At 64.3% G+C, this 6,591-nt stretch carries 6 protein-coding genes; all 6 read left to right on the top strand.

What is annotated here, in order from left to right; translation table 11 throughout:
* On the top strand, positions 1–1,092 hold a 1,092-nt coding region (locus RMN84_RS10855), incomplete at its 5' end, for an aminomethyltransferase family protein (RefSeq protein ID WP_309612189.1).
* A complete protein-coding gene (locus RMN84_RS10850) occupies positions 1,089–2,330 on the top strand; it encodes an aromatic ring-hydroxylating dioxygenase subunit alpha (protein ID WP_309612188.1) in 1,242 nt (413 codons plus the stop codon). The genes RMN84_RS10855 and RMN84_RS10850, both read left to right, overlap by 4 nt.
* On the top strand, positions 2,327–2,665 hold the full coding sequence (locus RMN84_RS10845) for a cupin domain-containing protein (protein WP_309612187.1): 339 nt from the start codon (positions 2,327–2,329) through the stop codon (positions 2,663–2,665). The genes RMN84_RS10850 and RMN84_RS10845 overlap by 4 nt, the downstream gene beginning before the upstream one ends.
* Complete coding sequence (locus RMN84_RS10840; RefSeq protein WP_309612186.1) at positions 2,662–3,915, top strand: sarcosine oxidase subunit beta family protein; 1,254 nt, start codon at positions 2,662–2,664, stop codon at positions 3,913–3,915. Before RMN84_RS10845 ends, RMN84_RS10840 begins: the two co-directional genes overlap by 4 nt.
* A gap of 1 nt (position 3,916) precedes the next feature.
* Positions 3,917–4,189, top strand: coding sequence for a sarcosine oxidase subunit delta (locus tag RMN84_RS10835; protein ID WP_309612185.1), 273 nt, complete (start codon positions 3,917–3,919; stop codon positions 4,187–4,189).
* The coding region (locus tag RMN84_RS10830) for a 2Fe-2S iron-sulfur cluster-binding protein (protein ID WP_309612184.1) at positions 4,186–6,591 on the top strand (2,406 nt) is incomplete at its 3' end. The genes RMN84_RS10835 and RMN84_RS10830, both read left to right, overlap by 4 nt.

The following is a 6,591-nucleotide window of genomic DNA, read 5'->3' as shown; positions in this document are numbered from 1 at the left end:
CACCCCGCTGTGGCGGGCGAGCCGGTGCGGGAGAAATGGTCGTTCCGCCGCTCCAATTATTTCGAGCATGTCGGCAACGAGTGTCGCAACGTCACGGCGAATGCCGGCCTGCTCGACATGACGGCCTTCGCCAAGTGCCGCCTGTCGGGGCCGGGCGCCGAGGCGTGGCTGGATGGGCTGTTGACCAATGCCGTGCCGAGGAAGGTCGGACGGGTCACCCTGTCTTACCTGCTGACCAGCCGGGGTGGGGTGCAAAGCGAGTTCACCGTCTACAAGGAAGCACCCGAACGCTATTACCTCGTGTCCGCGGGTGCCTATGAACGGCACGACCATGATTATCTCAGGAAGGCGATGCCGCGCGACGGGTCGGTCGAGTTTGAGCGACTGACCACGTCGACCGGCGTGCTGGTGCTGGCCGGACCGCGATCCCGCAATATTCTTGCCAAGCTCACTGACGCAGACCTATCGAGCGCCGCCTTCCCGTGGCTCACGGGCAAGCCGATCAGCGTGGGGATCGCGCCAGTCGAGGCGCTTCGCGTCAATTTCGTCGGGGAACTCGGCTGGGAAATCCATCACCCGATCGAGATGCAGAATTATATCTTCGACCAGCTGATCGAGGCGGGCGCCGAGTTCGGGCTGAAGCCGTTCGGGATTAGGGCGATGGACTCGATGCGGCTGGAAAAGGGCTACAAGCTGATCCCGCGCGAGCTCTCGATCGAATATTCGGCGTACGAGAGCGGGCTCGACCGTTTCATCGGTGCGAAGAAGGACCAGTTTTACGGGCGGGACGCGCTGATCCTGGCGCGCGAAGCGGGCGACCGGTGGAAGCTTGTCACAATGGAGGTCCATGACGTGACCGATGCGGATGGGCGCGGCTCCGAAGCAATTTATCATAACGGCGAACTGGTCGGCCGGGCGACATCGGGCGGCTATGGCTGGCGGACCGGCAAGTCGTTGGCAATCGCGATGGTCCCTCCGGCGCTGGCGAAAGTAGGGGCCAGCTTCGAAATCTCGATTCTCGGCACCAACCATGCGGCGACGATCATCGCCGACTCCCCGTTCGATCCGGATAATGAACGGCTGCGCGGATGAACGGACCATTCGGCCAGATCGCGGCGCTGCTCCGTCAGGACCGCGAGGGCTATACCCTCCCGCGCGACCTCTACGTCGGCGAGCAGGCGTTTGCGTTCGACACGCAGGTCATGCTGCCCAGCGTCTGGCTCTATGCCTGCACAGTCGCGCACATCCGGAAGCCCGGCGACTGGTACCTGTTCGAAATGGCGAACAATTCGGTGATCGTCATTCGTGGCCGCGATGGCGCGGTGCGGGCGTTCTTCAACAGCTGCCAGCACCGCGGCTCCCGCCTGTGCGAGGCGCAGCGCGGCTCGTCGCCCAGGCTGATCTGCCCGTATCACCAGTGGACCTATAATCTAGACGGGTCGCTGTTCGGAGCGCGCAACATGGGCGCCGATTTCGACAAGTCGACGATCCACCTGACCCCGGTGGCGATCGAGAATGTCGGCGGGCTGATCTTCATCTGCATGAGCGACACGCCGCCGCCGATCGACCGGGTCATGCAAGACATCGCCGACCAAATCGATATGTTCGACCTGGAACATTGCAAAGTCGCGGTCCAGGACGACCTCATCGAGGACGCCAACTGGAAGCTAGTGATGGAAAATAATCGCGAATGCTATCATTGCGACGCGAACCATCCCGAACTGCTCGCCTGTCTCGGCAACGGCGGGTTCGGCAAGGGGCTACCCGAGGACGGCAACGCCGAGGCCGATGCGGAAGCGCATTTCCTCGCCAAGCGCGCCGAATGGAAAAGGCTCGGTATCGATCATGAGCTGGTCGAGTTTCCCGACGGCTGGTGGCATCGAATCGCGCGGCTGCCGCTGGCGAACGGCGCGGTGTCGCAGACGATCGACGGCAAGGTCGCATCACGCAAGCTGATCGGGCCCTTCGAAGAGCCCGAGACGTCGAGCCTGTCGATCTGGACGCAGCCGAACAGCTGGCACCATTTCTGCTGCGATCATGTGGTGACCTTCTCGCTGACCCCCCTTGCAGCGGACAAGACGCTGCTGCGGACGAGTTGGCTGGTGCATGAGGATGCGGTCGAGGGGGTCGATTATGATCCCGAGAAGCTCACTGCAGTGTGGCGCGCCACCAATCGCCAGGACGGCTATCTGTCGGCGCTCAACCACCAAGGGATCCGCACCGACGGATATCGCCAGGGACCGTATGCGCCCGAAGAGAAGCTGGTAGAGAAATTCAAGGAGTTCTATGTGACGCAAAGTCAGGTCGCACTCGACGGGGTGGTGGTATGACTGGGCTGCCCGACGAGGGAACACTGGTAGTCCGGGCGCGTGCCAATTGGACGAGCGATTCGCTAGCGGGTGTTTCCACGCAAACGTTAATCGACGATTCGCGTGGCTATCGGACGCTGTTGATGAAGATCGACCCGGCCCCCTTTGGTACGCTTCACGCGCATGACGACATTGAACAGATTTACGTCATTGAAGGCGATTTTTTCGACGACGAGAAAAGCTACGGTCCCGGTGACTTCATTGTTCGAGCACCCGGCGCACTTCACCGCACGGGCAGCAAAAACGGGGCGATCACGCTGTTGATTTACGCGCCACCCGCAGCGCCGCGCGCATGACCCGGTTCAGCTTCGTCAACCTCGTCGCCAAGTCGCTCAACGCGCACAAGGACTGGCCCGAGCAATGGCCCGACGCGGCGCCGAAGCCGGCCTATGACGCGATCATCGTCGGCGGCGGCGGACACGGACTCGCAGCAGCCTATTACCTCGCAAAAAAATACGGCATTCGCAACGTGGCGGTGCTCGAAAAGGGCTGGATCGGCGGCGGCAACACCGGCCGTAACACGACCATCATCCGCTCCAACTATCTCTATGACGAAAGCGCTTTTCTCTACGATCATGCGGTTGAACTGTGGGACGGGTTGAGCAAGGAGCTCAACTATAACGTGATGTATTCGAAGCGCGGCGTGATGATGCTCGCGCACAATGTTCACGACGTGCAAAGCATCAAGCGCCACATCCATGCCAATCGGCTCAACGGGGTCGATAATGAGTGGCTGAGCGCGGCTCAGGCAAAGGCCTATTGCCCGCCGCTCAGCATCGATCCCGGGGCGCGCCACCCGGTGCTCGGCGCGGCGCTGCAACGGCGCGGCGGCACGGCGCGGCACGACAGCGTGGCGTGGGGCTATGCGCGGGCGGCGGCGGCGCTGGGCGTGGACATCATCCAGAATTGCGCGGTGACGGCGATCCATCGCGGTGCCGACGGTGTGGTGACGGGGGTCGAGACGACGCGCGGGCCGATCGAGGCGCGGCGGATCGGCGTGTCGGCGGCGGGCAATTCCTCCGTCTTGATGCAGATGGCGGGGCTGAGCTTCCCGCTCGAAAGCTATCCGCTGCAGGCGCTGGTGTCCGAACCGGTCAAGCCGATCTTCCCGTGCGTCGTGATGTCGAACACGGTCCACGCCTACATCAGCCAGTCGGACAAGGGCGAGTTGGTGATCGGCGCGGGAACCGACCAGTATATCAGCTATTCGCAGCGCGGCGCGCTCCACATCATCGAGCATACGCTGGCCGCGATCAACGAGATCTTCCCGATCTTCAGCCGGATGCGGATGTTGCGGACATGGGGCGGGATCGTCGACGTGACGCCCGACCGCTCGCCGATCATCGGCAAGACCCCGGTGCCGGGACTCTATGTCAATTGCGGCTGGGGGACCGGCGGGTTCAAGGCGACGCCGGGGGCGGGCGATTTGCTCGCCTACACCATGGCCAGGGACGAACCGCACCGGATCAACGCGCCGTTCAACCTCGATCGATTCCGCAGCGGCCGCCTGATCGACGAAGCGGCCGCAGCCGCAGTGGCGCATTGAGATGATCCTGATCCACTGCCCTTACTGCGACGAAGCGCGACCCGAGATCGAATTCGCCAACGCCGGCCAGGCCCATGTCGCGCGGGCGCTCGATCCCTCGGCGGAAAGCGACGCCGATTGGGAAGCCTTTCTGTTCATCCGGGCCAATCCGCGCGGCCGCCATCATGAACGCTGGCGGCATGTCCATGGCTGCGGGCGCTTCTTCAATGCGATCCGCGACACGGTGACCGACAAGTTCGAAGCGAGCTACAAGGCCGGGGAGCCTCGGCGATGAGCGGGGCACGGATCACCGCTTCGAGCCGCGTCGATCGCGGGCGGACCGTCGCCTTCACGTTCGACGGCAAGGCTTACCAGGGCTTTGCGGGCGATACGCTGGCGTCGGCGTTGCTGGCGAATGGCGTCACGCTGTTCGGGCGATCGTTCAAATACCACCGTCCGCGCGGGCTCGTCGGGGCGGGTTCGGAGGAACCCAATGCGCTCGTCTCGGTCGATCGCGGACCGGGGAGGCACACGCCCAACCTGCTGGCGACGCAGATCGAGCTTTACGATGGGCTGACGGCGACCAGCCAGAATCGCTGGCCAAGCCTCCAGTTCGACCTGGGCTCGCTCACCAATCGCTTGAGTTTCCTGTTCCCGGCGGGTTTCTACAACAAGACCTTCATGTGGCCGCGCAGCGCGTGGGAGGCGCTCTACGAGCCCGCGATCCGGCGCATGGCCGGGCTGGGTGAACCGCCGCGCGAGTTCGATCCCGATCATTATGCGGCGGCCTTTGCGCATTGCGAGTTGCTGGTCGTCGGCGCGGGGCCGGCCGGAATCGAAGCGGCACTCGAGGCGGCGAACGGCGACAAGCGCGTGATCCTGATCGATGAGCAAAACGAGATCGGCGGCGGCGCCTTGTCCGACCCGGCGCTGTGGGCGTGGCTCGAGCAGGGCGTGAAGACGCTTCAAAGCGCACCGAATGTGCGGATACTCAGCCGGACGACCGCGTTCGGCTATTATCACGACAATTTCATCGGCGCGGTCGAGCGATTGACCGATCATCGGCCGGTCAATGGCGAGGGACCGCGCGAGAAATTGTGGCGGATCCGCGCCGCCGCAGTGGTCCTGGCACAGGGCGCAATCGAGCGGCCGCTTGTGTTCGCCGGCAACGACACGCCCGGCGTGATGCTGGCGAGCGCGGCGCGGACTTGGCTCCACCGCTACGGCGTCGCGGTCGGCCGGAGCCTGCTCGTCATGGCCAGTCACGACAGCGGCTGGCAGGTCGCGTTCGATCATGTCGAAGTCGGCGTGAAGGTTGCCGCGATCGTCGATATCCGCGCGGGCGTCGCCGCCGAATTGATGGCAAAGGCCGAGGCACTTGGCATCGTCGTGATGCTATCCTCGGCGGTGACCGAAGTCGCGGGCGGCAAGGCGGTCAGGTCGGTGGACGTCACGGCGTTCGACGCGGCGGGAACGGCCGCGGGCAGCCGAACCGTGAAGTGCGACGCGGTGCTGATGGCGGGCGGCTGGACGCCGAGCATTCATTTGTGGTCGCACAGCAAGGGCACGATCAAGTGGCGCGCCGACTCGGGGGCCTTTGTCCCCGATGTCGCAAACGAAAACTGCGTCAGCGTGGGCGCCTGCGCCGGCGAGATGGCGCAGGGAAGCGGCATTAGCGTGGCCGCGCTGCCCACCACCCGCGACCCGGCGCGGATCAAGGCATTTGTCGATTATCAGAACGACGTCTGCGCGCGCGACATCAGGCTAGCGGTGCGCGAAGGCTTTCGCTCGATCGAGCACGTCAAGCGCTACACCACCAATGGCATGGCCACCGACCAGGGAAAGACGTCGAACATAAACGGCATGGGCATCGCGTCGGAAATGCTGCTGAAATCGGCGAACGAGATGGGGCTGACCAGCTTTCGCCCGCCCTACACACCACAGAGCTTCGGGGCGATCGCCGGGCACCATCGGGGCGAGCTGTTTCAGCCGACGCGCAAGACCAGTATCGACGCTTGGGCAGACGAGCGCGGCGCGGTGTTCGAGAATGTCGCCCAGTGGCGCCGCGCGCGCTATTTCCCAGTCGGCGGGGAAGATATGCTGGCGGCGACCCGGCGTGAATGCCGCGCAGTGCGTGCCTCGGTCGGCATCTTCGACGCCTCGACGCTCGGCAAGATCGAGGTCGTCGGGCCAGACGCCGCCGAGTTCCTCAACCGGATGTACACCAATCCCTGGAAAGCGCTCGAGCCGGGGCGGTGCCGCTATGGCCTGCTGCTGAAGGAGGATGGTTTCATCCTCGACGACGGGGTTAACGCCCGGCTCGCGCCCGACCGCTTTCACCTGACGACCACCACCGGCGGCGCGGCGCGCGTGCTCACCATGATGGAGGATTATCTCCAGACCGAATGGCCAGACCTCAAGCTATGGCTGACAAGCACGACCGAGCAATGGTCTGTGATCGCGCTCAACGGTCCCAGCGCGCGGGCGGTGCTCGCCGGGCTGGTCGAGGATATCGACCTGTCGGCGCAAGCCTTTCCGCACATGGCGATCCGCGAAGGGCGCATCTGCGGCGTGCCTGCGCGACTGTTCCGGGTCAGCTTCACCGGTGAACTAGGCTATGAGGTCAACGTGCCGGCGGCCCATGGTCGCGGCGTGTGGGAAGCGATCATGGCGGCGGGGACAGCGCACGACATCACT

Origin of the sequence: Sphingomonas sp. (assembly GCF_031380695.1) — a bacterium.
In the GTDB taxonomy this organism is placed as follows: domain Bacteria; phylum Pseudomonadota; class Alphaproteobacteria; order Sphingomonadales; family Sphingomonadaceae; genus Sphingomicrobium.
This window is presented reverse-complemented; position numbering and strand designations above follow the sequence as displayed.